Raw genomic sequence first — 25,039 nt, forward strand, 5'->3', positions numbered from 1 at the left:
GATATGCTGATAAATGGTTTAAAAAATGAATAAGTAAAATAGTGATGCACTGAATAATCATTTATTGACTTAACGATTTATTGACTTAACGATACTGTAAAAATCCCTTTAGTAAAATAGCATCCACACAGACTGTTATAATAACGCGCAAAATAACAAAGATACTTTATATAAAATCAACAAATTTGCAGCTTATAGCGTTGATTTAAAAAAATAACGTTTTATTAGGGCATGTCCTCGTTTTAAAAATGGTGAATTGAGGACACGCTCTAACCTCAAAATACGCACAAAATAATGATTCAAATTTAGGAAATCCCAAACCATGTCAACCTCTAGTCTGATTTTATTCAATAAACCTTATGGGGTGCAAAGTCAGTTTCGTGATGACAGCAACAATGATCACACCACCCTATCACAGTATTTTACCGATAAGTCTTTACGGATTGCTGGTAGGCTTGATGCCACCTCAGAGGGCTTGCTGATTTTAACGAGTGATGGTCGAGTCAATAAAGCCATTACCCAGCCACCTTCTGCTGCTAATTTTGCAAAAAACCGTCATAAGCAGGGCAAAACTTACTTGGTTCAAGTTGAAGGCACAGCAACGCCAGCGCAGTTGAATGAGCTTGCCTCTGGCGTACATTTAAAAGATGGCAAGACACTACCAGCGACGGCTCTCATGGTAGAAGAGGCAAACTTACCCATTGATTTATGGCAACGTGAGCCGCCTATTCGTGAGCGTAAGAATGTACCGACTTCATGGCTCATGCTGACGATTTATGAAGGTAAGAATCGCCAAGTCAGACGTATGACAGCGCAGGTTGGACTGCCTTGCCTGCGTTTGATACGCTGGTCAGTGGCAGGGTTTGAATTGGGTGATTTAGCCGTTGGTGAGTTTGTGCGCATTCATCTCACTAGCGAACGCTGTCAGCAATTAGGCATTCTCGATTAATTATTACTATCAATCTACTGGTATCTCATTGCTGATTGCTCGTGACTGGCATCTGCTTATTAGGGCATATCCTTATTTCTATCAGCTTTTTTAAATAAGAATACGTCTTAGTCATTGGCTTTGATAGCAATTAAAACCAATTACGACTTGCTAAACATCGCGTCTCGAACGAGCAAGGTTTATCTGCTAAGCTTCAGAACACCATTATTTAGGTATCATAAGTCTCATCCACTTATTATTTGATTTTTTATTATAGGGATATGTTATGTTTGTTTCTCATCGTTGGATCTTGTTGGCCACTAGCGTCTCTACTGCGCTTATACTGAGCGCCTGTAAGCCGACAAAAGACAACGATGACACAGACCCTAATGCAACGACCCCACCTGTGACTGATATCGTCGATGCTCCAAATGACGTTGACGCTGATAACGACCTAGTAGCTGGCGAAAACAGCGCGGATGAGAGTCAAATGACTGACATACTCAGAGACTATACACGGTCGATGACTAGAATGCATGATGAGATGATGATCGGTATGGGTTATAACGATCCTGATACAGCCTTTGCTAAAGCGATGCTTGGACACCACCGCGGTGCCGTAGAAATGGCAAAAATTCAGCTGAAATATGGTACTGACGAAGAGATGCGTCAATTGGCACAAGAGATTATCGCCGCTCAGCAAGTTGAAATCGATATTTTGAATAAATGGCTTGCTAGCCACCCTGATACAGCCAAACCTAAACCCAATACTGAAGCGATGCAGCAAGCGTATGCCAGAAGCATGGATGTCTTAAATGGCGAGATGGTATTGGGTATCGCCGATCCTGTGCCTGACATGGCATTTGCACGTGGCATGTTGCCGCATCACATTGGCGCGGTAGAGATGGCAAACATTCAGCTGACATATGGTACTGATGAAGAGATGCGTCAATTGGCACAAGATATCATCGATGGTCAGCAGATGGAGATTGCGCGTATGCAACAATGGATTGCAGATGCTAATACCGATAACAAGGCTAAAGAGGCACAGGGCACAAGTGAAGCGGATAATCATCAACAATCTGAGCAAGCTGCTTCTTAGGTGCTGAATTACTAAACGCTGACTTACCTATTAATTTTTATTACGTTTGAAAAAGACTGCCAGTCATTACACAAAACCCCTGCCAAATAATATTATTTGGCAGGGGTTTTATTTTTAATAAATTATTGAACAGAATAGTGAGAAAAAGTACATTCACATTAATACATTTAGCAATGTATTTAACTTTGATAACGCTCTATAGCGTTAAGCCATGCTTGCCAGCCTGCATCGCCTGGAGAAGAGTTATCACTGACTCCTGACGATTGATTTGCTTTTGTTAAGTGCAAGCTCACTTTATGCGGAGATGCTTTGTCGATGGCTTCATCAGCCGCCTTAGGCAGCACATTAACACGCATCAACTCATCACGGCGAAACAGATGACACTCAATGTCACGCTCCACATTACTCAGCAACGCCAATTGTTTACTGTCAGCTTTGATACCGTCAAGCGCCACAATGACATCGTTCGCTGAAATACCTGCACTAGCAGCGACACTAGCACGTGTCACGCGATTGACTTTGAGTCCAGCAGGTGTTTCAGTACAGCGCATGCCCCAAGGCACATGCTTGTCAGCCGTCTCTTTGCTATTACTATGCATGCTAATACCGTTTGCCGCCAGCAGCGCTTCAATTGGCAACTCTTCAACACCATTGACATAACGATACTCAAAGTCTTCCCAATCCGCTAATGGCATGAACTGCCCAATGACTGTACCCATATCAGCACTATTGATGCCAATGCGTTTATTGTCGTTTTGCTTTGCTTGAGTATAAAAAGCCTTGACCACATCAAACAGACGATAGCGACCATTGCTCTTTTGGAGCAGCGTCAAATCCAAACATAACGCCACCAATGCGCCTTTGTTGTAATAACTGATACCAGCATTGCCTGTATTTTCATCGTTACGGTATAGCTTAATCCACGCATCAAAGCTCGACTCTGCAACGCTTTGATACGCGCGACCCGCGGTTTGATAGTAACGATTAATTTGCTCAGCCAGTAGCTTGAGATAGCTTGGCTTATCAATCACGCCCGACGCTTGCAACATAAAGTCATCGATATACGAAGTAAATCCCTCAAATACCCATAGCAGTGGTGTAAATGCCTCGCGGCGCAAATCGACATCCAACATGACATCTGGGCGTACCGTTTTGACCCACCATGCATGAAAATACTCATGGCTGCATAAGCCCAAAAATCGCTGATAATCGGTGCTTGGTATTTTTGGCTCATCAAGAGTTGGTAAGTCTCGGCGCGGCGTAATGAGACTAGTTGAATTGATATGCTCAAGTCCACCATAATCCTGACCACTGGCAAAGGTCATAAACGTATAATCATTAAATGGCGCATTACCCAACCAATCTAAATAGCACTGACAGATCTGAGTGATATCCTGCTGTAGCCTGCCCATATTGGCGCTGTGCTTACCTGAGAGATAAAAACGATGATGTAGCGTCTGATGCGTACTGTCTTGAATAATAAAGTCAAACTTATCTTGTTCTGCAATCTCAAACGGGTAATCAATAAGGTCGTGATAACTGTCTGCTTGTAGTCCATAGCTATGCTGCCCATCAAGGCGTAGATGAGTAGACTCTAACCCACATGCCAATAGCAGCCGACTCTCGTCTTTACCTGCTAAAAATGCTGCTGGCACTGCTAAACTGACTTGTACAGCTCGACGCTCCTGCCCTTCTACAGCCAATGCCAGGGAGGTAAAATTCCCATACAAACGTTGCTGATCGACATAGGCAGTACGTACCGATAAATCATAGCAGTACACTTCATAGTGGACACCGATGGCTTGCCCTGCCTTAGCTTTTGGTAATTGCCACGTGTTTTTATCTATTTTGTGCGCGCGATAAACCTTAGGATGATTATCATCATCCATGATTTGGCTGTCTAACGCTTTACTATCTAGCACCTGGCTGTCTAACACCTTATAATGCACCGCGGTAATGTTGCGCGCAAACTCACGCATCAGATAACTACCGGGTATCCACGCTGGCATCCAAAGTTGAGGTGCATCATTTACTGCCGTAAAATTGAGCGACACATCAACCAAGTGCTCAGAAAACCGCTCGAAATTGAGTCGATAATTGATATCAGCTTTAGCTTTATGGTGATCGCTGATTGTATTAGCATCTGATAGCTGACTGCGTGAATTATTGGCAAATGAAGTCATTGTTTTTTTATCCTTATTTATATCATTATGGTAAAAGCCATTGTCCAAAAACGCAACTGGCAAACCCCGAATATCCATTTACGGTCTTCAAACCACAAAAAACTGTGTTTATTTTCATAAAATAGCATTTTTTATTGTTTTTACCTTGAAAGTTATATGAGCCATCTCAATTAAAGATGCTAACTGCTAAAGTTACTTTAATAAACTGATGATAATTGACTAATGACGTGGCTATTTGGCTTGCTGATTGGATTTTTTAGGTTTATTGCAACCGTATTTAATTTTTTACATAGATATATTTAGGATAACTTATGACTATTATTGCAAAAGACACTGCCGTCAAATTCAATTACACACTAAAAGACGACGAAGGCAACATTCTTGACCAATCACCAGAAGGTCAACCACTTGCATACTTGCATGGCCACAGCAACATCATTCCAGGCCTTGAGCAACAGCTAGAAGGTAAATCTGCTGGCGAACAAGTCAATGCTGTTGTTGAACCTGCTGATGGCTACGGCGAATATCAAGAGCAAGCGGTACAACATGTACCACGTGATAACTTCCAAGGCGTTGAAGATATCCAGCCGGGTATGCAGTTTCAGTCAGAAGCTGGCGGCCAAGTAATGCTAGTTACCGTTACTGAAGTAAATGACAAAGAAGTGACCGTTGATGCAAACCATCCATTGGCTGGTAAGCGTTTGACGTTCGATGTTGAAATCCAAGAAGTACGTGCAGCAACTGAAGACGAACTAAACCATGGTCATGTCCATGGCGCTGGTGGCGTTGAGCACTAATCTCTTCTAGAGTATAGTGAAATATTAAATGGTAGTCTTTATTAAGACTGCCATTTGGTCAAAAAAGGTCAGTGGCTGATAAGGTTACTGGCCTTTTTTATGCTTATTCTATGATAAGTTCAATATTAATATAAATATACTTATCTATAAGCTGAGCGCTATTTACTTCTACAGTGATATTAAACTTGAGCAATGTCTCTCTAAAAAATCTACCATAAAAACTACTAATGTCCAGACGTAACAAAGCCGCATAACGACAAGCGTTATGCGGCTTTTATCACTAACCATCCATGTTATCGTTATATGATACCTAATCCCGGAGTATCCTATAACTGACAGGCATACAGCCTTATCATCCTTAATCAGCAAACCACCTATCCCTGATGCGACCTTTAAGATACCAATCCCTAGTATCAATGAACCTTTTCGTTCAATCGTGCCGTACAGTTATAATCGCAGATTGCCTCATGGTTAGTAAGAGGTATAAACGTCAATCCATGTAAGCATATGCTTACATGGATTTTAATCACAGCCTTTTTGGCTGACAATATTGACAGTTTATAGCTTCTCTTCAGGGCTTAACAATGCTTTGGGTTCAGCGCTTAGCATAATATAGGCCGCTTCGTTGATGAAGGCTTCGTCTTCAGGTAACTCTGGACGCTCCTTGGCTTTCATGCGGCTGCGCTCTTCAAATTTTGCATCCATTGCTGCTTGATAGGTATTCCAATTGGCATAAGGGCGCTCACCCGTTGCAATAAGACGTTTATTTTCAGCCTCTAGTGAACGCTTTTCAATCAACTGCATCTTAGCTCGGCGGCTATTGATATCCAGTGGAATTGGTTTTTTCTCATCTTCCATATCGCGAATGTTGTTTAGCGCTGAGAGATAAACAAACTGTGGGTTTTGCTCTTGACGAATTTTAGACTGCTGGTTAAGTGTCGCCAGCGTCGTATCAGTGAACTTACCTTCAGGCTTGTAAGGCGCCGTTTTGATGGTATCCCAAGGTAACGCTTTTTTCTGCGCACGTTCGCCAAAAGTGGCATCATCGTAGATATTGACCAACTCTACATCAGGTACCACACCTTTATTCTGCGTACTACCACCAGTGATGCGATAGAATTTGCGCTGAGTTAAAGTGGCTGAACCCAATGCCAAATTATCGAGTTGAATCTGCGCTGAACCTTTACCCGTTGTCGTACTGCCAACCACTAGCCCACGACCATAATCTTGGATAGCCGCGGCAAATATCTCACTGGCTGAGGCAGACGCTAGGTTGGTAATAACGACCACTTTGCCATCATAAAGTTGCTCACCGCCATCATCGTCACGGTAGACCTGAATGTTGCCGCGATTGTCACGGATTTGCACCATCGGTCCGCTCTTGATAAAGAAGCCAAGCATTTTTGCTACTTCATCCAATGAACCACCTGGATTATTGCGCAAATCAACCACGAGGCCATCAATATTTTCTTTATTCAACGCTTTCAATGCTTTTTCGGTATCGATACTGACGCTGCGATAATCCTCACCGTTACGGCGTGCCTGATAATTCAGATAAAAGCTTGGTATCTCAAGGACGCCGATGCGTTTTGGCGTTTTATCAATATTAGGGCGCTGTACTTCTACCACGCGCTGGGTAACCCCTGACTCTTCTTGTTGAATAATGTCACGAACCACCGTCACGTTACGGGCACTGGCATCAGGGGTATTTGGCTGACGCACTTTAATGGTCACTGATGTGCCACGTTTACCACGAATCAAGCTCACAATCTCACGCGTTGACCAGCCAACCACATCTGTCATGTTCTCGCCATCTTTGGCAATACCGATAATCAAATCGTTGGGTTTAATCTGACCAGATTTGGCTGCTGGACCACCATCGACCAAGGTCACGATGCGGGTATAATCTGGGTTTTTACGATCAGGGCGAATAGAGACGCCAATGCCTTCTAATTGCAAGCTAGATTGGATTTGCAATTCGTTGGCCTGAATCGGTGCGTAATAATTACTGTGCGGATCGTAAGTCAGCATCGCCGTATTTAAGATGGTTTCCATGATTTCATCGTTTGTGAGACGCTTAAACTGCTCTTGCTGTCGCGATAAACGGTTTTGTAAAATCTCGCTTGGTGTACGTTGGTCATTGCGCACCAAGTCTTGTCCACGAGTAATATCTGGATTGCTCAGAAATACTTTTTCTTTGGCTTTTTCATCTTCTTGACCCAAGGTAATACTCATCAGCTGAAACTTAAGCTGACGCGTCCAATAATCACGCTGCTCTTTTTTGGTTTTAAAATGATTGAGTTTTTCACGGTCGAGCACGATCGTATCATCACTCGTCAAATCAATATCGGTTTTTAGCATCTTGCTCGCCATCGCAAAATACTCATTTGAGCGTTTGCGATAGCGTTCAAAGACCTCTACTCCTGCAGACAAGTCGCCACGCTTGAGGCGAGCACCAAATTCATCGGCGTATTTTTTCTTAAACTCATCCACATCAGACTGCAAAAACAACGTATGGTTTGGGTCAAGGCTATCGATATACATAGACAAGATTTCGCTGCCCGTTTTGCTGTCTAGCGGCTGATTTAAATAGTGGCTACGATCCAGCAATGCGGCTACTTGGCGAGTGGTGACTTTTTGTTCAGGGGTTTGTACAAAGCCTTCAGTATTGGTGTCGGCCATTGCCGTGCCATAGCTCTGGGTGAGAATAATACCGGCGATGCCCACTGACGCTGCACTGAGTAACCACTGTGCTGGTTGTTTTTTCATCATATATACCTAGTTATTTTACGTTAATAATATTATTTGTTTTATAAAAATCAAAAGTGACTGAATCAATCGCCGCCTATAAATGCTTTATCTTTAAGTCACGAAATACTTATCTACCATTATCAATCGAATATGTATTCAATGATACTTTCTAAAATCTAAAACGATACTTTCTAAAATGCTATTTTCTGAATAATTATGGTCACTAAATGCCATTGCTGTTTGCTAATATATTGTTAAAAATCACTCAATATTATCATGCACATAGATATCCAACTGTCTCAAACTGTATAAGCAATCTTACACGCTACGCCTGCACATACCAAACTTTCTATGACATTTATTGTTCATCATTATTTGGGTCATTTATTGACGATTCAATGCCCACTCATGAATTGATTTGAGTCTATTCATCTGCCACATTATGCTCATCTAATAATAACTGTCATAATAAAGCAGTTTTGATAATAGTGGCGCATTGCCAATTATCATCATTTATTTATTTGAAGCTGAACCGATCATATAACAATATATAACACCATAAGGATTACGCAATGTACGGCGTTTTAATGATTGATATCGATAGTACCGCACTGACAGCAGAAGATGTCAGCTTAATCAAACAGGCACAAGTGGGCGGGGTGATTTTATTTGCCCGAAACGTTGCAGATGCCGCACAAGTACGGGCGTTGTGTGACGACATACGTTATCACAACCCAGATATATTAATCGGCGTCGACCAAGAAGGTGGACGAGTCGCACGCCTGCGCAATGGCTTTACCCCACTACCCGCCATGGGCAGGCTTGGGGAATTATTTAATCAAGAGCCTAGCCATGCGCTAAGCTGTGCTTACGATTGTGGCTATCTAATGGCAACAGAAGTGTTGGCAGTGGGCATTGATCTCAGTTTTGCCCCAGTACTTGACAGAGATGGCATCAGCCAAGTCATTGGGGATCGTAGTTTTCATCAAGAGCCGCAAGCGATCACTGCGCTGGCGACGCAGTTTATGCGCGGTATGAAAGCCGCTGGCATGGCAACCACAGGTAAGCATTTCCCCGGTCATGGTGCGATTGCCCCTGATTCCCATGTGGCTGAGGCCATCGATACGCGTAGCTTGGATGAGATTATGCATAGCGATATGCAGCCTTTTGCCCAAACGCTACCGTGGCTTGACGCGTTAATGCCTGCCCATGTTATTTTTTCGCAAGTCGATGACCAGCCAGCAGGTTTTTCTAAAATTTGGCTCAAGGACATCATACGGGATCAGCTAAAGTTTGATGGGGTCTTATTCTCTGATGATCTATGTATGGCAGGTGCTCAAGCCGCAGGCGATGTCAGCGCACGTGTGAAAGCCGCGATTGAAGCGGGTTGTGATATTGCGCTGGTTTGTAATGATCGCGTCGCCGCCCATGAAGCCGCAGAGACCGCACAAGAGCTGCCTTATCCCAATCAAAACCGTATTAAAACAATGTGCGGACAGATACCAACATGGCAAGGTGATCTGGAATCAACTTGTCAACAATTTGACTATTGGCAACAGGCAAAGCAAAACGTGACTCAAACCTTTTTTAGTACTCAATCTGAGGCACAAGCAACTCGTAGCGCTATTGAATTAAAAGATCCGACCGCTTATAAATAATCGCTTAGCATTAGATACTTATCATTAGCCACCTATAAACAAAACAACAGCCTTAACAAAATGAAAAACCGCACCTTTTATAAGATGCGGTTTTTTAGAATGAACAACTTCTCAATCAAGCTGTTGTACATTAATTGGTTGGATCTACTGCCGTACCTTGAGTGGCATCATCACCATCAGGCAATAAGTCATCGTTATTGCTATCCAGAGGGTTTAAGTCTGGGTCAAGCGCATTATTACTAATAATCATACCATCGTTCGCACTGGCCATCTCGTCATTGACTATAAATTCAATACGGCGATTACGGAAGCGCCCCTGCTCCGTTGAGTTATCAGCGATAGGTTCTGATTCACCCATGCCTTTCGTCATCAGTTTACTAGCATCAACACCTTGAGATACCAAATACTCTTTCACTGCCTCAGCGCGATCACGAGACAATTCTACATTGTAAGAATCTGATGCCTGACTGTCAGTATGACCGATAATCGTCAGCTTCATATTCGGTACTTCGTTGATAATCTTAGCAGCGCGGTCAAGCAGCTCTTTATTGACATCAGGAATGACCGCTTCATCCACTTCAAAGTTGATAACCTGAATACTCAATGCACGAGCCACATCACGTGGATCTGGGTTTTTACCAAGATTGGTCATAGCAACATCCGCAGCTGCCAAACTATTATCAATCTCACCCTGCAAATCTAACGGCCCTTCGGCTTGTATGGTCATCGCAGGAACAGCCGCTTGTAGGTCAGCCACTAGCTTATCTAATGCCGCTGCATCAGGCGCATTGACAGTGATAACATCGCCTTTAATGATCATGCTAGCATTTGGTACATTTTTGACGATAGGCAAGATAGTAGCTAGCTGAGCCGCTGCTGGCATATCTACTGCAAAATTGTCATCGACATCAGCACGGCATTTATTGGCTTCTTCACCAAATGCACTGGTTAACGCATTCATTACATTGGTCTGCAAGGTCTCGTCGCCCACATTCATACGGCAAGCATACAGCTCACTATTTTCACCAGTCGCAATGCGCAATGATGCAGGCTCAATATCACCTGCCACTGCCAACTGACCCTCTCCCTGCGCTGCTTGTTGAGCCGTAGCTACCGGTGTGGCGACAGGCTCAGGGTTCTCTTGGCAACCACGAAGTAAAGCCCAAGCCAATGCGCCTAAAATAATCAAGCCAATAATGGGGAGCAATGCTTTCATAAAGCTGCCTTGCTGCTCTTCTTCGCGTTGCAATGGAGCGGTGCTAACCGTATCAGAAATACGCGCGCCAGCAGCAGGCGTCGCTGCCAACATACCGACTGGCAGAACGGCGCTTGCCCAAGCAGGGATATAACGCTGATAACTGTCGAGATTATCATTTAAGAACTGCGGCACTGGTGTAGTACCTGCCAAGCTTTCGATTTCGTGAAAAGCCAGTGGCGCTGCCATCGCTATCAGTCCGCGCGAAGACGTCGCATCAACATTATGCTTACCTGCCAACTCACGAGCGATTTGCTCACGTTGCGCATCATCGCTCCATACACGGTCATAAAACCCTTGATCATCACGAGTGATATTCTCATTTGCAAAACGATTATAAGTATCGTTATCCGCTAAGCGAGCCGCAAAAATAGCGTAGAACTGTTCAAGCAGTCCCTTTTTAGCGGGACTATGATCATCTTCCAGCACGGCTGGGCTGACTGTACGCGTCAAATGACTGATAATATCCATAATACAATTCTCCTATTAATGCCTATATTAGTATCGATTTATATAATTAAAATATTCAAAAAACACCAGATAAAATAATGATTTGAAATAAGAACCATGACAGCTAAAACCATCTTGACCCTGTTCAATTTTCATCATTATAAAAGTATTAAGTCAGTGTTAACAATCAACAGGTTGTTGTACAAATGATACGTTAGGTAATATTTCAAGTGTCACACGTAACCAAAAACATGGCAAACAACCAATCATTAACCCAGTGAGAAGCCATAAAAGAAACAGTAAAACTTATGTATAAATGGAGAAAATACATCCTTTTTTCAGATACTTTATGGTTTTTTAGATACTTCCAACTGGGTATCAGCAGAAAAAATGGCGGTATAAGCAACTTATACCACCATCTTTACTTGATAACTTGTTTCAATGGATAAATTGATCAAACAATCGTTAAACACCTCTATTATCCAATTATTTATTCCTTACTTGCGCAGGTTCAGCAATGATGAGTGTGCTTGCCATATCATCTACCTCCGATTCTGAAATAGAACCTGACGGTCTGTTATTCATCGGTGCACTGTTAGGGATATTGTTAGGAATGTTGCTGGGAATATTGTTGGCATTGTTACTATAATTGTTGGGTGCAGGATTAGGTACGATACGATCGCCTGTATCATCATCTGCTGCTTGGAACTCTCCAGACCCACTGTTGTTATAGTCATTAGCATACTGATTGTTGGCAGCTCCCTCATTTTCAAACTGATTATTCGTATTATTCATTGCATTGGCATCGTTATTTTCAGGCAATGGTAATGGTGCAGTACTATCGATGACCATGGCAGGTATCAAAGTACGCATATCCGTAACCAGTCGTTGCAAGAGCATACTGTCTGGCGCTTCTAACATAAGACGATCATTCTGCAAATGTAGGCGTGCAAATGGCGTAGACCTAATCATCGTCAAGACATTGGGCAGTACTTCCTCTGGTAAATTAGCAATACTACTGGCAACTCCAGCCTGCACTGTTAATTCGCAAATACTCGCTTGCTCACCAAAGCTGGTATTGAGCGCTTGTTGCAAGGTACTTTGCAGCGCTGCATCGCCAATGGTAGCGCTACAGGCATACAGATTACCGCTGTTATCTACGCCAACGATTAGCTCAATGGGAGTCATTACCTGCGCTACTGGTGCGGGCGCTGGTGCTACCACAACAGGCACTGTCGCAGCGGCTTCTACAGGCGGCGCGTTGTTCGGTCTGATCAATATTGCCCAAGCAGCAAGCCCTATCGCGGCAATGGCTACTATTAATAAACCCACCCGTACCAGTAAATCATTACGTTGATTGCGAGTACGTACTTTTTCTTGCTTCATACTGCTATTTTCTGCCAAATGATGCGCGGATGGATTGGCATGAATGGCGCCAGTATGAGCGCTAAAATGACCATCGGTATCACCTATCTTCATACTTTCTACATCAGTATTTCCAATATCTATTTTATCTGCTGTATCAGCATTTTGCCTATAAGCGGCTGGCGCTGCGGCGATCGTACTGGTGTCTATATGAGAATTTTGTCGTCCATCCAAAGAGGTGTCGCGCACTGGTACGCTATCAATATCTGCGGCGATGTGTGGGTGTGCTTCTGATGCGCTATTGACGTTTTGAGGAGCAGTAATAATAGGTGCTGACCACATCGGTAAATACTGACGCAATGCTGCCTGCTCTCCCTGCAAAAACGCTGGCAAAAACTGTCCGTTTGCCAATACTGTCAGCTCACGATAAGCCAGTGGCGCGGCATTGATGAGCAGCTGTAACGTAGCAGACTCATCAATATGATGGGTGGCAGACAGCTCTCGGATCATAAGCTGTTGTATGCTTTTATCTTGCCACAGTTGTTCGAACAGTGGACTTTCTGTGACTCTATCAACCATCCCTTGCTCGGCGCAGATAAATTGTGAGTACACTTGCGGCAAGGCGAGACGTGATGCCAAGATGGCATAAAACTGCTCCAATAAGCTAATGTAAGCCACACTATCATGACTATTGCGCTCACCTATGACAGCTGGCGTTACGCTCTTTTCTAATTCGTCGATAATACTCATAGATTACTGCCTCTTTCGGCCTTTATTTTAAATTTACCAACGCATGAAACGTTTATTTTACTTGTCGTTAGCGTCTGTATTCTTGGATACCGCTCTCATTTAACCCACCATTACCGTCAAGATACGAAGCATTACTCAATTTGCCTGACAGCCTGCTATATTATTCACTATAAAAGCATATAAATGCACTATTTTGTCACATAATAAGTTTTTGCATTGTCATAACTACTGTTAGTATTACTTTATTATAAATATCTCATGCTTAATAATTGCTTGTCAGTCCTATTTAGTTTGCACTCAGCCATAATGCGTAGGCTTTGAACATTGTTATTCATCACCTTGTCACATATCAGGCGCAGCCTAAGGATTTTCCTTTGTTCAATCATACGACCCTTATTATTATTATCACGGTTATTGTCAGCTTAGTGGCATGGCAAAACAAGACAGTATTTAATCGACTCATTTTTTATCCGCCAGCGGTAAATAATGGGCAGTGGGACCGTTTTGTCACGCATGGCTTTATTCATGCCGATAGCATGCACCTGCTCTTTAATATGTTTACTTTATATTTTTTTGGTCGTGCTATTGAAGGGCTGTATCAGCCGTTCTTATTTGGTTATGGTTTTGTGGTCTTTTACGTATTGGCTATTATCATTGCGATGATTCCAAGCTACCTCAAGAATAAAAACAATGCGAGCTATTTGAGCCTTGGCGCGTCAGGCGGTGTATCAGCCGTATTGTTTGCTTTTATTTTGCTGGCACCGTGGGAGAAAATCTACCTATTCGCGATTGTTCCTATACCTGCGATATTATTCGCCGTCGCTTATATCGCTTATAGTATCTATGCAGACAAACGGGGCGGCTCTAATATCAATCATATGGCGCATATGTGGGGCGGCGCGTTTGGGGTTATTGCCACGATTATTTTAGAACCGCAAGTCCTACCGCATTTTATCAATGCGCTATTATCACCTGGGTTTTAAATTTAGTAATAAAGCTCAGTGGTAAAAATTGAAATAAAACTCAGTGATAAAAATTGAAATGAGCACTTGGGTTATGATGACAGTTTAAGTAACTAAGCGATGATTAACGTCGCGTTATGTTTTGCACAAACTTATACTCAACAAACTATTTAAGAATTTGATAATTATTATGATGATAGATGTTATCGGTGATATTCATGGCTACGCAGACAAGTTAATTGGCTTATTAGAGCAGCTAGGTTACGTTCATAATGGCACGTACTTTGTACCGCCAGCAGGGCATCGGGCGTTATTTATCGGTGACTTGATTGACCGAGGACCACAGCAATTGGCTACCTTAGAGATTGTTTTTGCCATGTTAGACGCTAACGTGGCAGATGCGATAATGGGTAATCATGAATATAACGCCCTCGCCTTTGCCACACTTGACCCTGATAACTCCAGCCAATATCTGCGCTCGCACAATGACATACATACACGCCAACATGCGGCATTTTTAGCCGAAATAGCTTTTGGCTCAGAGCGTCATCAATATTGGCTTAATCGGTTATACGAGCTGCCTTTATGGATTGAAACAAACGACGCTTGTTTTGTTCATGCCTGCTGGGATGTCGATAGTATGGCGGTACTGCAGCCACTATTGACTGACGATAACTGTTTAACGCCGCACGGGCTAGTCGCCACTGCCAAAGAAAACACGGCGCCATTTGACGCGCTAGAGCGGGTGTTAAAAGGTGTAGAAACAGCATTACCCGACGGCATAGTCATGGTCGATAAAGAAGGCACTGAGCGCAAGCGCGTTCGAGTATGCTGGTGGCTTGACGGGCTGAATAAACGCCGTCTTTATGAGGTGGCGCGTGCGCCTGCATCAGCATTGGCTCAGATTCCAAAAGAGGTGTTGGCTGAAAATATTGATTTCGCTCTGAAAACGGATAAAGCGGTATTTGTCGGTCATTATTGGCTAACTGGCACGCCTGAGCCACTGAGTTCACAAGTTGCCTGTACTGATTATTCAGCGGCGGTAGACAGCGGATATCTAACTTGTTATCAGCTCAATACTGAGCAACCACTGCCACTAAGAGCCAGTAACTTTGTCCAATATCACCATGATAAATCTGCAAACCCCAATCCATAAAATTGGTACTATTGCCCCCGCTTTCTTATTAAAAATCAAACTTGGCTTTACGAGAGCAACAAAACTTTTGTATGATGGTCTTTTTGAGGATATCAAAGCATGAGCACCACAACAGCTACTGTTAACACGATGGATCAAAACAGCCCTATCGCCTCCCCTGCTGGTCAACCGAAAGTTGGCATTATTATGGGATCACAATCTGATTGGGCAACCATGAGTGCGGCAGCGCAATTGCTCGCAGACTTTGATATCGCTTTTGATTGTGAAGTAGTGTCAGCACACCGCACCCCTGATAGATTGTTTGACTATGCAAAAAGTGCAAAAGATAACGGTCTACAAGTTATCATCGCTGGCGCTGGCGGTGCTGCTCATCTGCCTGGCATGTGTGCCAGCCAAACGCCGTTACCTGTGTTTGGTGTTCCTGTAAAGTCTTCCATGCTCAGCGGTTGGGATAGTCTCTTGTCTATCGTACAGATGCCTAAAGGCGTCGCAGTTGGCACATTAGCGATTGGCTCAGCAGGCGCTTACAATGCTGCCCTGCTTGCGATTCAAGTGTTAGCATTGAATGATGAGAACATTGCGGCTAAGCTGGACAATCTGCGCCAAATGCAAACTGATACCATCCTTTCCAGCCCAACGCCAGGCATTATCAATACCTAATTACCTGTCTTTTATAACGGTTCTTGAATCCCATTATTGAGATATAGCTGCTATTTACTTGATGTTTATTTTTAGATGGGTTTTACTTAATACAAGGTGCATGTAATGCACCTTTTCCTATTTTAATAGATGACTTTTTGCCTTTTATTACACCCAAAATATTATTCATTTTTAACTCAAAGAGCCTGCCATGACTACAGCGAACGCTTACCCTGTTACCCAAACCATTCGTACCATCGGTATTTTAGGCGGTGGTCAGCTTGGTATGATGCTTGCCGAAGCAGCGATGCCACTTGGCTACCAATGTGTGTTTTTAGAAGACAGCGCTGACTGCCCTGCTAGCCTATACGGTCGCGTCTTTCATAGCGATCAATTGGAAGACTTCATCGCAGCAGCAGACGTTTTCACCTTAGAGTTTGAAAACACACCGACTGCGACAGTGGAACAGCTGACCGATCTGTCAAAATCAGGTAGTAAACAAGGTATGTTTCCGCCATTGATTGCGCTTGATATCGCTCAAGACCGCTTAAAAGAAAAGCAAATGTTCAATTCACTTGAGATCGCCACTGTACCCTTTATGGCTGTCAACTCTGAAGCGGATTTGCAGCAAGCCTGTCATGAATTAGGACTGCCTATCGTCCTAAAAACCAGCCGTGGCGGTTATGATGGCAAAGGTCAGTTCGTGATTAGACAAGACAGTGATATCAAGGCGGCATGGCAAAATCTTAAAGATGCGGTCACTGGTAAAGGCTCACTAACGCCAACGCCCGCCCCTTTGATTGCAGAAGGTTTCATTAACTTTAGCCGCGAGCTTTCTATTATCGCCGCACGCGCACAAAATGGTCAGGTTCGTTGCTACGATTTGGTCGAAAACCATCATCATAATGGTATTTTAGCCAAGACCCAAGCGCCTGCCGTTGGCACCAGTCATTTATTCAAACAAGCAACCGATGCCATCACCAAGATCATGAACCACTTAGACTATGTTGGTGTAATGGCACTTGAGCTCTTTGTGACCAAAGATGCGCGTGGTCATGACACGCTACTCGCTAATGAAATTGCGCCGCGCGTGCATAATTCAGGACATTGGAGTATTGAAGGCGCTGTCACCAGCCAATTTGAAAACCACATTCGTGCCGTCGTCAATCTGCCATTAGGTGATACCGACAACGTGCATCCAGCGATTATGCTCAATATCTTGGGGCAATATCCAGATATCAGCGACGTACTAAATATCGATGGTGCGCACTATCATAGCTACCACAAAGCAGAACGCGATGACCGCAAAATTGCGCATATTACCTTGATGCCAAACGACGTTGCCGACTTAGAGCCTGCTTTGGCCAAGCTCGTCGCTACGCTACCCAATAAAATGGGACTTGAGAAAAAACCATCTGCGATTGATAGCCAGCCAAAAGCGGCAGATAGTCTAATCACTACTGACAATAACAATGACAATGACAATATTTTAGAGAGTATAGAAGTCCATATCGATGACAGCCAAACAACTCAGGCTATCGACGCTAAGGCAAAAACAGAAAAGGTTAAGAAATAATGCAGATTTGGGTAGATGCCGATTCAGTGCCATTGATTGCCAAAGATTTGATTATCAAAACCGCTGAACGCACGCAAACCATGGCAATATTCGTCGCCAATCAGCCGATCAAACTGCGTAAGTCACCACTGCTTGTCATGACAGTGGTGCCATCAGGGTTTGATAAAGCCGATGATTATATCGTTGAGCAAATACAGCCAGGCGATCTGGCTATTACCAGCGACATTCCTTTGGCTAATGACATTCTGGACAAAGGTGGTATGGTCTTGACCTCTCGCGGCATGGTCTACGACAAAAATAATATCAAGCAAAAGCTCAATATGCGTGATTTTATGGATACCATGCGCGGTACTGGCGTGCTCGAGCTACAAGAAATGAGTGGTCAAAAACCTTATGGCGATCGTGATAAAAAAGCCTTTGCTGATGGATTAAACAAGTTGGTACGCTAGTTTTCACCCGCTTTGTCTTTGATTTTTTGATCTTATCCACTTTGCAAACCGTATACACGCCATAACCAAACACTATGCAATCGGCACGCTTCATAACGAAGTGTGCCTTTTTTTCTTGATACGCTATAGTCAGTTTTTACAACAACGATAACGTATATAAGAATAGGAATGACAATGAAAATTTTAGTGATTGGGGCAAGTGGTCGAGTGGGAACGGATTTGGTCAAGCAGCTATTAGCGGATAACCATCAAGTTGTTGGCACGACACGCCAAGAAGAAAAACTGTTTACCGATGACAATTATAGCCAACTCGATTTAGATATCACTGCCGAAAAAGAGACTATACAAAAGCAAATTGACCAAGATATTGACGCTGTCTATTTCGTTGCAGGGTCTGGCGGCAAAGACGTCTTAGAAGTGGATTTACATGGGCCGGTCAAAACCATGCAAGCCGCAGAGGACAAAGGCATTAAGCGCTATATCATGCTCAGTACCGTCTTTTCACTAGATACCAGTAAATGGGACAATGCTGGTATTGCTGACCTAAAAGAATATTATATCTGCAAGCATTACGCGGATCAGTGGTTGATTAATAATAGTAGCCTTGACTACACCATCGTTCAAGCAGGGGCGTTAAAAGAGCGCGAAGCAACTGGTACAATCACTGTCAACGATGATAATGCTGGAGAGAACTCAATTGCCGATGTGGCGACTACTCTGGCAGCCGTCCTAAATGCCTATAATACCATCAAGAAAGTCTTTAGTATGCATAACGGTGAGACTGCGATTGATGAAGCGATTGCAAAATTATAAGAATCAACTTTACAGCGATTAAAACGAAAAAAGCGAGTAAGCCTAATGGGTTACTCGCTTTTTTCTAATAGGCTTGTCAAATAAGTGGTAACTATATTAAGTCTATCAATAATCGACTAGGCCAAACCGCTCGGAAACGAAATCACATCTTCTAAGCTATTCGCGCCTGTGATTACCATGAGTAATCTATCGATACCAACGGCGATACCGCTACAGGGTATTAAAGCATCAGACGCTGCTAATAAATGCTCATCGATTGGCATTTGTGGCAGGTTATGACGCTTACGCAGTTGATTGTCTCGCTCAAACCGTTCTTTTAACGCTTGTCCATCTGCTAGCTCATCATAAGCGTTGGCAATCTCAATGCCATTGATATACAGCTCGAAACGTTTAGCTACTGTATTGCCCTCTTTATCAACCGCTGTTTTTGCCAGTGCCGCCGTGGCAGGTGGATATTCTATAATCAAGGTCGGTAAGTCATGACCCAAGTTTGGCTCGACCGCATGACTAAACAGCAAATCCAGCCAGCTTTGACGAATATCTGCTTCGCCATCTTCTGTGTTAGCCAAGTCGCTATTAAAATCAAAACCTGTCAAACCCTTATCTTCTGCTACTGCTTGCAGGACATCAAGGCTAGCTGTTAGCGGATGTATGCCGACAAAATCCATAAACGCATCAACATAGCGGTAATGACTCATTACCACTGAATGTCCATAAAGCGCCGCTAATAATTCACTCAGCTCAGCCGCCATATCGTCCAAACTATAATTCGGCTGATACCACTCAAGCATGGTAAATTCGATATTATGGCGTACGCCTATTTCGTTATCTCGAAATACGGAGCAAATTTGATATATAGGCACTTGCCAGCTGGCAAGTAAACGCTTCATGGCAAACTCAGGTGAAGTATGCAGATAATAAGTACAAAGTTTATCTTGATACGTCACTTGCGCGGCGACGGATTGTAAGAAAGTATCAGTATTGCCAGCCTGCGATAGTAGCGGTGTTTGCACTTCAAGCACTTGATGCGTGGCAAAAAACTGACGAACGGTGCTCATCAATTGCGCACGCTGCTGAGCCATTGCTAATGTCATGGTCGGCGCATAGCTGGGTTTTGAAAAAGAATTACTTGCTTGGGTCATTATTATTTACTGCAATTAAAGGATAAGAATAAGTTCTCAGATGCTACTTTAGGGTTGAAGGCTACCTAACTTTTACCACTGCCATTCACGGCGTAAGTGATAATCTCGGCGCAACTGATCAAAGTCAGCACCCTTTACTTGACCGTCAGCCAGCTTGCTTCTTAGTGCAGCATCATCGTGCATGATATCGTAAAACTTCTGTAATCTGTCTGGATGTGCTTTTAGCTCAGACCAGAGATAAGTATTGAGCGGTAGCAAACTATGCATCGACAATACAGGCAAGACTGCTAACTTTTCACAGAGCGCATCATAGATGATTTGCGTACCACGCAGTTTACCTTCGACCGTATAGCCTGCGATATGAGGGGTGGCGATAGCCAGTTTGGACAATAAGTGCTCAGAAATCTCTGGTTCAAATTCAAACACATCGAGCACTACTTGGCGATCTGTGCGCTCAATATCTGCTTCTAAATCACGCGCATTAATGACTGGTCCGCGCGCACTATTAATCAACAAGGTATGCGCAGGCATCACTGCCAGCGTAGTTGCGTCAATCAGATGCTTTGTTGGATAATCACTGCCACTAGGGTTTGTACTATCTTTTTTATCGGTTAAAGGCACATGTAAGCTCACTACATTGCTTTGGCTAAGCACTTGCTCAAGGCTTGCATTATTTGTATTCGAGGTAGGCAGTAATGGATCATAGCCTAGTACCTGCCAGCCTAAATCAATGGCATACTGAGCGAGCGTACTACCAATATTACCAAGTCCGATGATGCCCAATGTTAATGGCTTCGTGGATTGCTGCCAATAGTGCGGACGCAACGTCAAAATCGCCGTCAACACATACTGCGCGACAGAATGTTTACTACATCCAGCCGCATTGGCGAAAGTGATATTTCGCGCCGCCAAATAGTCTTGATCGACATGATCGGTACCGATAGTCGCTGAACCGACAAATTTTACGCTGTTATTATTGACTAGCAGTGTCTCGCCAACTGGCGTCACCGAGCGTATCAACAGCACATCAGGTTGTAATTCTGCGAGCAACTGCGCATTGATATCGCGTCCAGCGACGGTGGTGATATTGACCGTCTGCTCAGATACCTGTCCAAGCATCGAAGCATTAAAAAATGCATCTACGCTTGCGATATTGCTATCGGCCACGATAGTAATGCTGTCAATAGAGTTCTCTCTATTTTGCATAACGTTTGCAGTATTCTTATTTAACATGACTATGTGCCTCTACGTGCCTCTACTCTGATTCATTGACTGGTGGCAACGTTTGGTTGTCAGACAACACCAAATCCTGCGGGGCAAATATCTCATTTTTATGCTGCGATATCCATTCTCGCCATACCGCCAATCCGATGGCTAGCACCACAGGACCGATAAACAAACCAACAAAGCCAAAAGCCGTTAAACCACCTAATACACCAATAAAAATAATAATAAAAGGGATTTTGGTCGCGCCACTAATCACAATAGGACGGATGAGATTGTCAACCCAGCTGATAACCAAAGTGCCCCATAGTGCCAAGCCAATCCCTTCTACAGTATGACCTTGGCTTAACAACCAAATGGATACACCACCCCAGACAAATGGCGTGCCAAACGGAATCAGGGCGATAATAAAGGTTACGATAGTGAGTAAGATAGGACTTGGTGCACCAGCGAAGTAGTAACCCACACCTGCGAGCAGTGCTTGTGCCAATGCCGTCAAACCAATGCCATAAACCACCGCACGCGTGGTCGTACCCACAGAATCAATATAGCCATCGATGCGATTGCCAATGATATTACGCAGTGCTTGACGAATTTGACGCACCAAACTGGTACCATCACGATAAAAGAAAAACAACGTCATCAGCGCCATACCTAACTTGGCAAGACCACTAAACACCACATCAAACGCTACTTTGCCATAATATAAATGTGACTGTACCCAGATACGAAACGCCTCTAACGTCCCTTCTGGGTTTTTATTGATTCTCCACAGCACATCTTTCACTTGCTGACCGATGATAGGCATATCTTTGATAGAATCAGGCACATCTAAATAGCCCACTTTTATACGATAAATCAAGTTACTGATTAGGCTCAAGGCTTCTTGCTGTAGAATAAAAACACCGATAACCAGTGGCACACCTATCATTAAGGAGATACTCACCGTCATAATAGCAGCGCTAAAATTAGGACTCAGCTTTACTTTTTCGTAAAAAAAGTTATAAATAGGAAAGGTAACATACGCTAAAATCGCCGCCCATAATGCGGGTACAATAAAAAACTGTACCACTTGAAAACACAGTACGAACAGCACCACCAACAGAGTAATAGCCAATAAGCGCTGAATAATAAATTCTTTTGTCCAATTTTCAATCATAGCGTATAAACCAAGAGCAGACAGCGAAGATCTATCGCGACCTTGCTGGCAAGTTTATAAATGTGTGATGAATATCAACTCACAGACGGTGCCCATAAAAAGACCCTGTCCATTAGCGGTATTCATTAGCGAGGGGTGTAAACAATCAGTACCAGTAAACCTGCTTTGAGAGCATCAAATCGTAGCATACCGTAACATACTTACGGACGATAGTTTTGACTAACGCAAGATAAATATCAAGCGATTATCACGGCTTATTATGCCGCAAAATACGATAATGATATAACGATATGTTGTAATCTTTACTTACAACTTTCTCTGTATAAGCTTACTAGATGATGACATTAATAGATAGAAGTTGACACATAGATTTAACATGTAAAAACAAGGCACTAAAAGGATATTTTACATTCATACTGTAAACTGACTTATTGAAAGGTAATTCACTGGCGCGTTCTATTTGCAACGATAATTGATGCTATACTAAAGCAATTATTTTAAGCTTTTTAATAGCATTAAATTCGTTTGTTCTTATTTATTTGGATCATTCTACATATATAACATTTTTCAGACGATGCGCTACAGCCCTCTTTTATCGTCTTTCTATAGACTATCATAAGATCAAACCTGTAGAGGGGCGTTACAACGTTGGATACTGTGCGTAAGCAAGCTCATCATCTCGGTTCACTATTAGAATTCGATATGACAGAGTGCTATTTTGAGTGAATTTCGGACCTACTTTGATTTTATTTTAAATCAACAACGACCCAACAAATTTTAAACCATATATCGATAGGAACAATAACAATGTCAAAAGACAATGATAATCCCAATATAACTCCCTCAACTGAGGCCAGTAAGACCAATAAAACCCAAGAAACCGTTACTTTTGCGTTGGCTCAGTCGCATTTTTTGGTTGGTGATATCACTGCCAATGCTGAAAAAATGCGTGCACTCGCATTGCAAGCTCGCGAGCAAGGTGCGGATGTCATTATTTTCCCAGAACTTGCTTTATTAGGTTACCCACCGCAAGATTTATTACTACGCCCAAGCTTATCTGGTCGCATCAAAAGCGCCTTGTCTACTTTAAGTGATATCGATGACATCGTGATGATTGTCGGTTATCCACATGTCGACCATCATGGTACTTTCAACTCTGCTGCTATCTTGCATAACGGTCATCAAAAAGGCTTTTATCATAAGCAAATCTTGCCAAATTATGGCGTATTTGATGAGCGTCGTTATTTTGATAAAGGTCGTAACCAAGTTTTATTTGACTATAAAAGCATCACAATCGGTCTGCTTATCTGTGAGGATTTGTGGGAAAAAGGCCCTATTGCCGAGCTTAAAAAGCAAGGTGCTGATCTGATTATTAGCTTGAACGCCTCACCTTTTGAGATCGAAAAACAAGACAATCGTAAAACGATGCTGGCCAAGCGTAGCCGTGAGAATAATTTGCCTATCGTATATGTCAACGCCGTTGGCGGTCAAGACGACTTGGTGTTTGACGGTGGTTCTATGGCGGTGCAAGCTGATGGTAGCGTTGCCCACGAAGCACCACGTTTTATGAATCAGTTGCTTCTTGCTACTTTAGACGTCAAAACTGCCAAGTTTAATAGTCAAACTAAAGCGCCATTAACACTGAGCCGTGAGTCAGAGATGTATCAAGCACTGGTCGTTGGCCTGCGCGATTATGTCAACCATTCAGGATTCACTGGTATTATCCTTGGTCTATCAGGTGGTATTGATTCTGCCTTAACGCTATGTATCGCTGTTGATGCTTTGGGTGCTGACAAGGTATATGCGGTAATGATGCCTTATGAATATACTTCTCAGATTAGTCTAGAAGATGCTCAAGCACAGGCTCGCCGCTTAAATGTTTCTTATACGGTTTGTCCTATTTTTGATGCGGTTGAAGGCATCCGTCATACCTTAGCGCCACTATTTAACAAATCGCCAGCAGACACCACTGAAGAAAATATCCAAGCGCGTGCGCGCGGTGTGGTACTGATGGCGCTGTCCAATAAGTTTGGGCACTTGGTCATCACCACTGGTAATAAGTCTGAGTTAGCAGTCGGCTATTCAACATTATATGGTGATATGGCAGGCGGCTTTGATGTGTTAAAAGACGTTTATAAGTCGCAGGTTTATAAATTGGCCAGTTATCGCAACCGCTTGGAAGACACCCCAGTCATCCCTGAGCGTGTCATCACTCGCCCGCCATCTGCTGAGTTACGCCCAGACCAAAAAGACCAAGACAGCTTGCCTGACTATGATGTGTTAGATGGCATCTTAATGTCATACATCGATGAAGATATGGGCTATCAAGACATTGTTAATAAAGGCTTTGAGGCTGAAATGGTCGCAAAAGTCATCCAGATGGTAGACAATAGTGAATATAAGCGTTTACAAGCGCCAATTGGCACCAAAATTAGCCACAAAGCCTTTGGACGTGAACGCCGTTATCCATTAGTTAATAAATGGTCAATAAAAGGCTAAATTAGATTAACCATTGTTGCTTGCCCTACTTTTATTATGTAGAACGCGAGCAACATGGATAGCTTAATACTTTTATAAAAACTCAAATTTATTGACGATTAGCTGGGTGCTTACCCAGCTTTTTTAGTTTTTATAAACCAATTTTTGGTGGTGTTCTAAAAAGTATGCTGACATCAGACAT

General features: G+C 43.1%; 18 protein-coding genes. 11 read left to right on the forward strand and 7 right to left on the reverse strand.

The genetic code is table 11. From position 1 onward, the window contains the following. Positions 1-322 precede the first annotated feature (322 nt). A complete protein-coding gene (locus INT03_RS04190; RefSeq protein WP_055123471.1) occupies positions 323-949 on the forward strand; it encodes a pseudouridine synthase in 627 nt (208 codons plus the stop codon). 265 nt (positions 950-1,214) lie between these two features. After that, positions 1,215-2,030: a DUF305 domain-containing protein gene (locus tag INT03_RS04195; RefSeq protein WP_193007761.1), complete on the forward strand. Its 816-nt coding sequence runs from the start codon at positions 1,215-1,217 to the stop codon at positions 2,028-2,030. A 179-nt stretch (positions 2,031-2,209) separates the two neighbouring features. Here INT03_RS04195 and INT03_RS04200 read toward each other — a convergent pair whose 3' ends face one another. Then, a complete protein-coding gene (locus INT03_RS04200) occupies positions 2,210-4,213 on the reverse strand; it encodes a M61 family metallopeptidase (RefSeq protein ID WP_193007762.1) in 2,004 nt (667 codons plus the stop codon). Between the two features lie 311 nt (positions 4,214-4,524). On the opposite strand from INT03_RS04200, the gene INT03_RS04205 reads away from it, so the two are divergent. Beyond that, positions 4,525-5,010: an FKBP-type peptidyl-prolyl cis-trans isomerase gene (locus tag INT03_RS04205; protein WP_045443514.1), complete on the forward strand. Its 486-nt coding sequence runs from the start codon at positions 4,525-4,527 to the stop codon at positions 5,008-5,010. A gap of 558 nt (positions 5,011-5,568) precedes the next feature. Here the strand turns inward: INT03_RS04205 and INT03_RS04210 are convergent. Further along, entirely contained in the window at positions 5,569-7,779 is a 2,211-nt protein-coding gene (locus INT03_RS04210) for a carboxy terminal-processing peptidase (protein WP_045443512.1), read from the reverse strand. A 554-nt stretch (positions 7,780-8,333) separates the two neighbouring features. Between INT03_RS04210 and nagZ the strand changes: the two genes are divergently transcribed. Then, positions 8,334-9,419, forward strand: coding sequence for a beta-N-acetylhexosaminidase (nagZ, locus tag INT03_RS04215; protein ID WP_193007763.1), 1,086 nt, complete (start codon positions 8,334-8,336; stop codon positions 9,417-9,419). A gap of 130 nt (positions 9,420-9,549) precedes the next feature. Here nagZ and INT03_RS04220 read toward each other — a convergent pair whose 3' ends face one another. After that, entirely contained in the window at positions 9,550-11,145 is a 1,596-nt protein-coding gene (locus INT03_RS04220) for an OmpA family protein (protein ID WP_193007764.1), read from the reverse strand. Between the two features lie 465 nt (positions 11,146-11,610). Continuing rightward, positions 11,611-13,239 carry a hypothetical protein gene (locus INT03_RS04225; protein WP_193007765.1) on the reverse strand — a complete coding sequence of 543 codons (1,629 nt, stop codon included), beginning with the start codon at positions 13,237-13,239 and terminating at the stop codon, positions 11,611-11,613. Positions 13,240-13,613: 374 nt separating this feature from the next. On the opposite strand from INT03_RS04225, the gene INT03_RS04230 reads away from it, so the two are divergent. The 6 genes from INT03_RS04230 to INT03_RS04255 all read left to right on the forward strand — a co-directional run bounded on the left by INT03_RS04230 (position 13,614) and on the right by INT03_RS04255 (position 18,834). Next, positions 13,614-14,222, forward strand: coding sequence for a rhomboid family intramembrane serine protease (locus INT03_RS04230; RefSeq protein ID WP_193007766.1), 609 nt, complete (start codon positions 13,614-13,616; stop codon positions 14,220-14,222). Positions 14,223-14,391: 169 nt separating this feature from the next. Beyond that, positions 14,392-15,357, forward strand: a complete 966-nt coding sequence (locus INT03_RS04235; protein ID WP_193007767.1) for a metallophosphoesterase — start codon at positions 14,392-14,394, stop codon at positions 15,355-15,357. A gap of 99 nt (positions 15,358-15,456) precedes the next feature. Then, positions 15,457-16,017 (forward strand): 5-(carboxyamino)imidazole ribonucleotide mutase, encoded by a 561-nt coding sequence (purE, locus tag INT03_RS04240; protein WP_193007768.1) that lies wholly within the window; start codon positions 15,457-15,459, stop codon positions 16,015-16,017. Positions 16,018-16,207: 190 nt separating this feature from the next. After that, complete coding sequence (locus INT03_RS04245; protein ID WP_193007769.1) at positions 16,208-17,572, forward strand: 5-(carboxyamino)imidazole ribonucleotide synthase; 1,365 nt, start codon at positions 16,208-16,210, stop codon at positions 17,570-17,572. Then, positions 17,572-18,021, forward strand: a complete 450-nt coding sequence (locus INT03_RS04250; RefSeq protein ID WP_087813938.1) for a YaiI/YqxD family protein — start codon at positions 17,572-17,574, stop codon at positions 18,019-18,021. The genes INT03_RS04245 and INT03_RS04250 overlap by 1 nt, the downstream gene beginning before the upstream one ends. Before the next feature lie 174 nt (positions 18,022-18,195). Continuing rightward, positions 18,196-18,834: an NAD(P)H-binding protein gene (locus INT03_RS04255; protein ID WP_193007770.1), complete on the forward strand. Its 639-nt coding sequence runs from the start codon at positions 18,196-18,198 to the stop codon at positions 18,832-18,834. A gap of 116 nt (positions 18,835-18,950) precedes the next feature. Here the strand turns inward: INT03_RS04255 and epmA are convergent, their stop codons facing one another. The 3 genes from epmA to INT03_RS04270 form a co-directional block, all read right to left on the reverse strand. Beyond that, on the reverse strand, positions 18,951-19,976 hold the full coding sequence (gene epmA / locus INT03_RS04260; protein WP_193007771.1) for an EF-P lysine aminoacylase EpmA: 1,026 nt from the start codon (positions 19,974-19,976) through the stop codon (positions 18,951-18,953). Between the two features lie 72 nt (positions 19,977-20,048). Then, positions 20,049-21,161, reverse strand: coding sequence for a 4-phosphoerythronate dehydrogenase (locus INT03_RS04265; RefSeq protein WP_193007779.1), 1,113 nt, complete (start codon positions 21,159-21,161; stop codon positions 20,049-20,051). Positions 21,162-21,231: 70 nt separating this feature from the next. Continuing rightward, complete coding sequence (locus tag INT03_RS04270; protein ID WP_045455346.1) at positions 21,232-22,359, reverse strand: AI-2E family transporter; 1,128 nt, start codon at positions 22,357-22,359, stop codon at positions 21,232-21,234. An 807-nt stretch (positions 22,360-23,166) separates the two neighbouring features. On the opposite strand from INT03_RS04270, the gene INT03_RS04275 reads away from it, so the two are divergent. Then, positions 23,167-24,858, forward strand: coding sequence for an NAD+ synthase (locus INT03_RS04275; RefSeq protein WP_193007772.1), 1,692 nt, complete (start codon positions 23,167-23,169; stop codon positions 24,856-24,858). Positions 24,859-25,039 lie beyond the last annotated feature (181 nt).

It is taken from the genome of Psychrobacter sp. PG1 (assembly GCF_014897815.1).
Lineage (GTDB): Bacteria > Pseudomonadota > Gammaproteobacteria > Pseudomonadales > Moraxellaceae > Psychrobacter.

What these genes read in the sequence shown, in the direction of transcription:
- INT03_RS04190 (WP_055123471.1), top strand. Translation starts at nt 323, where the DNA reads ATGTCAACCTCTAGTCTGATTTTATTCAATAAACCTTATGGGGTGCAA.
- INT03_RS04195 (WP_193007761.1), top strand. Translation starts at nt 1,215, where the DNA reads ATGTTTGTTTCTCATCGTTGGATCTTGTTGGCCACTAGCGTCTCTACT.
- INT03_RS04200 (WP_193007762.1), bottom strand. Translation starts at nt 4,213, where the DNA reads ATGACTTCATTTGCCAATAATTCACGCAGTCAGCTATCAGATGCTAAT.
- INT03_RS04205 (WP_045443514.1), top strand. Translation starts at nt 4,525, where the DNA reads ATGACTATTATTGCAAAAGACACTGCCGTCAAATTCAATTACACACTA.
- INT03_RS04210 (WP_045443512.1), bottom strand. Translation starts at nt 7,779, where the DNA reads ATGAAAAAACAACCAGCACAGTGGTTACTCAGTGCAGCGTCAGTGGGC.
- nagZ (WP_193007763.1), top strand. Translation starts at nt 8,334, where the DNA reads ATGTACGGCGTTTTAATGATTGATATCGATAGTACCGCACTGACAGCA.
- INT03_RS04220 (WP_193007764.1), bottom strand. Translation starts at nt 11,145, where the DNA reads ATGGATATTATCAGTCATTTGACGCGTACAGTCAGCCCAGCCGTGCTG.
- INT03_RS04225 (WP_193007765.1), bottom strand. Translation starts at nt 13,239, where the DNA reads ATGAGTATTATCGACGAATTAGAAAAGAGCGTAACGCCAGCTGTCATA.
- INT03_RS04235 (WP_193007767.1), top strand. Translation starts at nt 14,392, where the DNA reads ATGATGATAGATGTTATCGGTGATATTCATGGCTACGCAGACAAGTTA.
- purE (WP_193007768.1), top strand. Translation starts at nt 15,457, where the DNA reads ATGAGCACCACAACAGCTACTGTTAACACGATGGATCAAAACAGCCCT.
- INT03_RS04245 (WP_193007769.1), top strand. Translation starts at nt 16,208, where the DNA reads ATGACTACAGCGAACGCTTACCCTGTTACCCAAACCATTCGTACCATC.
- INT03_RS04250 (WP_087813938.1), top strand. Translation starts at nt 17,572, where the DNA reads ATGCAGATTTGGGTAGATGCCGATTCAGTGCCATTGATTGCCAAAGAT.
- INT03_RS04255 (WP_193007770.1), top strand. Translation starts at nt 18,196, where the DNA reads ATGAAAATTTTAGTGATTGGGGCAAGTGGTCGAGTGGGAACGGATTTG.
- epmA (WP_193007771.1), bottom strand. Translation starts at nt 19,976, where the DNA reads ATGACCCAAGCAAGTAATTCTTTTTCAAAACCCAGCTATGCGCCGACC.
- INT03_RS04270 (WP_045455346.1), bottom strand. Translation starts at nt 22,359, where the DNA reads ATGATTGAAAATTGGACAAAAGAATTTATTATTCAGCGCTTATTGGCT.
- INT03_RS04275 (WP_193007772.1), top strand. Translation starts at nt 23,167, where the DNA reads ATGTCAAAAGACAATGATAATCCCAATATAACTCCCTCAACTGAGGCC.